The organism is Myroides odoratimimus, assembly GCF_030326305.1.
GTDB lineage: Bacteria > Bacteroidota > Bacteroidia > Flavobacteriales > Flavobacteriaceae > Flavobacterium > Flavobacterium odoratimimum_A.
Genome location: NZ_JACAKB010000070.1, coordinates 1 through 2,078, shown reverse-complemented (window position 1 = coordinate 2,078; position 2,078 = coordinate 1). Strand labels below are relative to the sequence as shown.

Sequence of the window (2,078 nt, the reverse complement as noted above, 5' to 3'; positions counted from 1 at the left end):
CGTTTTTTGCTAACTGCAAAAAGCATGACATTAATCCATATAAATGGCTAAAGTATGTTCTTGAAAATATTCAATCCGTCAACCACAAGAATATCGCTGACTTATATCCTCATAATTACAAGAAACTTATCCTGGATAATGTAGAATAATAATTAGATCTCACTAGATGTACTTGCTCGGGTGCATACGTATAATTGGATGCGTGGACTAACAGATAATGGAGGAGATTTATCAAGAACATTACCTATAATGGATGAAATGAATCAAACCTTGCGTTATCTTTATAATAATAAAGGGATAGATGTAGAACAATTAATTGGTTTTGGAAGTAGAATAGATGGAACGACTAAGTTTACAGATATCCTAAAGAAAGGAAAACCTAAATTCATTGAGCTAAAGAGTGTGAAAAGAGGTGTGGGGGTTGACGATTTAACAGATGAACTAAATGTTTTGTCAGGACTTAATAGTAATCCTCTTAAAAACCGTACTCAGTTTGTTGATCAGTTTGTAAATGGTTATATGAAGTCAATAAAATCATTAGATGAATTAAAATATGTTTTTGATCTTTATAAATTAGGAAATGGTGGAGAAGATTTTATAAAGAAACAGTTTAAAGAGTTGTTTGAGAAGAAGGCAGATGATATATTTGATGCAATGACACCAGAATTGAAGACTGAATTGTTTGGTAGTAATCTAAATGAATCTTTTCAAAGAAAAATGTTTAATTCTTTAATTGAGAATGAGAATTCTAAATTATATAAGTTTATAAAAGTTGAATAATGAAATTTAATGAAAGAATAGAAGGGATTAGGTCTTTTTATGTGAAAGAAGGGTGGGAGTTAGTTGTTAATACTAAAAAAGAACTTTTAAAAAATAGAATAAAAGTAGCATCTAAAGTAGATGATATTAATTATTGTGTAATCAATGAAAAATTGATATTTAATTCTAATGAAAGTGCTTATATTAATGATAGTATACTTTTAGATAAAGAATATTTTAACTGTAGTTTAGAATCAGGAATTATATTGTTAGGATCTGATTTTGAAATAGATTACCCAAATTACATAGGGAGATATTATCTATATGATATTGATGCGAATATTTTTGTTTTTGATAAAATTTTAAGTAATAATTCTTTATCTTTTAAAACAAACAATGAATTAGTATATACTGACAAAATATGGGTCTATGCATTGTCTATTGATTTGAATTCTTTGGAGTTATGGCAATTTGATTTATCTCAATTTGGTCAATGGTATTTGGATACAGATGATGCTCGAAACTATGAAGTTAGTAAGTTTTTAGGAACATATAAGGATGCTTTGCTTATTGTGTGTAATTCTGGGAGGTTGGTTAGTTTAAATATTCATACAGGAGAGCTATTACACTATTGGGATGCTTATCCTATGATAAGAGAGTCTAAACACAATGTTTTTAGCGAATCAATGGAGTTAGATTTGGAGAGATGTGAAGTAGTCGGTATGGATCACGACGTATTATGGAGAGTTGACTTAGACACGAACATAGTGTATAGTTATAGTTTGGCAGAAAAGTTTGGCCAATATGATTATGAGTATATAACAGGGATGAGTAGCTTTCCTATTACTGAGAACCACTATTATCTTGTATTAAACACAAAGTATATTGAGCGAATAGATGATAGACAGCAAGGAATAGTTGCACTAAATAAAGATACTTTAGAAATAGATTGGCATTATTTATTTGATGAAGGAGAGTGGATTTCTTCAAGAAAGATGCAGGTAACTAACACGCATTTGTATTTATTAGATAGTAATAATAATTTATACATTTTCGAAAAAGAGTAGTAAACAGATGGACTGTAGAACCTAAAAATAACTGTAGTAAACTAAAACAGCTCCCTTAGTGGAGCTGTTTTTATTATAGGGTATTTGACAAACTTACCCAAAAAGTCTTGTCAAGTAGTGGTTGTGCAACGATCTACTTGATGCTCAACGATCCCCCGATTTTAAATTTACCAAGTAGTCGCCCCTTAAAAACAACTTATTTAAATATAAATCAATATATTACACTTATTTTTGTGTGTTTTTTGTTTAAAA

Annotated in this window: 3 protein-coding genes; all 3 read left to right on the top strand. The window is 29.4% G+C overall.

All coding sequences use genetic code 11. The features are described from left to right. Nucleotides 1-149: transposase domain-containing protein (locus HX049_RS18290; protein ID WP_286417810.1), on the top strand; the 149-nt coding region annotated here is incomplete at its 5' end. Nucleotides 150-198: 49 nt separating this feature from the next. After that, the gene (locus HX049_RS18285; RefSeq protein WP_286417809.1) at nucleotides 199-780 is read left to right on the top strand and encodes a hypothetical protein; all 582 of its coding nucleotides are present in this window, start codon (nucleotides 199-201) and stop codon (nucleotides 778-780) included. Further along, a complete protein-coding gene (locus HX049_RS18280) occupies nucleotides 780-1,826 on the top strand; it encodes a hypothetical protein (RefSeq protein ID WP_286417807.1) in 1,047 nt (348 codons plus the stop codon). The genes HX049_RS18285 and HX049_RS18280 overlap by 1 nt, the downstream gene beginning before the upstream one ends. The last annotated feature ends 252 nt before the right edge of the window (nucleotides 1,827-2,078 follow it).

Excerpts from the sequence above, each read along its gene's own strand:
- HX049_RS18285 (WP_286417809.1), top strand. The coding sequence starts at position 199 with ATGCGTGGACTAACAGATAATGGAGGAGATTTATCAAGAACATTACCT.
- HX049_RS18280 (WP_286417807.1), top strand. The coding sequence starts at position 780 with ATGAAATTTAATGAAAGAATAGAAGGGATTAGGTCTTTTTATGTGAAA.